This is a genomic window from Vibrio sp. 10N.222.46.A1, assembly GCF_041473595.1.
In the GTDB taxonomy this organism is placed as follows: Bacteria; Pseudomonadota; Gammaproteobacteria; order Enterobacterales; family Vibrionaceae; genus Vibrio; species Vibrio tasmaniensis_A.
In genome coordinates this window covers 1-707 of the sequence record NZ_JBFRSN010001628.1, presented here as the reverse complement: position 1 = coordinate 707, position 707 = coordinate 1, and the positions used below count along the sequence as shown (strand labels likewise).

Genomic DNA, 707 nt, shown 5'->3' with positions numbered 1-707 from the left:
GAAGTTAACGGTTTGAAGAATAGCTTGGTTTCTTCGATAACAACATGGCGCAGTAAGATAAGCCCAATTAGGTTCGGAATTGCCATTAGGCCGTTCACGATATCCGCCATTATCCAGATCATGTCGAGCTTTAAGAATGCACCAGAAGCCACCAACGCAATGAAGATAATCTTGTAAGGCAATACTGCTTTGGTACCTAGCAAGAACACAACACAGCGCTCACCGTAGTAGTTCCAACCTAAAATTGTTGTAAACGCAAAGAAGATTAAGCCAACAGAAACCAACATAGGGCCAAGGGTGTCTGCATTCAAGCCAACAGCGAATGCATGAGTGGTCATCGCAGCGCCAGAAAGGTCAGTCTGCCAAGCGCCCGTTAAGATAAGTGCCAGACCTGTCATCGTACAGATGATGATGGTATCGAAGAAGGTGCCTGTCATAGAGACAAGCCCTTGTTTCACACATGAGTCTGTTTTAGCCGCGGCTGCTGCCATTGGTGCGCTACCTAAGCCAGATTCGTTCGAGAACACGCCACGAGCGATACCTGATTGGATAGCAAGCATGATGCTCGCGCCAAAGAAACCACCGGTTGCTGCCGTGTTGGTAAACGCAGAAGTCACAACAAGGGTAATGGCATTCAGTAGTTGGTCTGCATTTGAAATCAGAACGCTTAAACACGCGACGACGTACATCACCGCCATCGTAGGAAC

1 protein-coding gene is annotated in these 707 nt (G+C 47.8%); it reads right to left on the bottom strand.

Going from position 1 to position 707, the window contains the following annotated elements:
• Nucleotides 1-707 (bottom strand): alanine/glycine:cation symporter family protein (locus AB4496_RS28525; protein ID WP_372133435.1); only part of this gene is annotated, 707 nt, incomplete at both ends.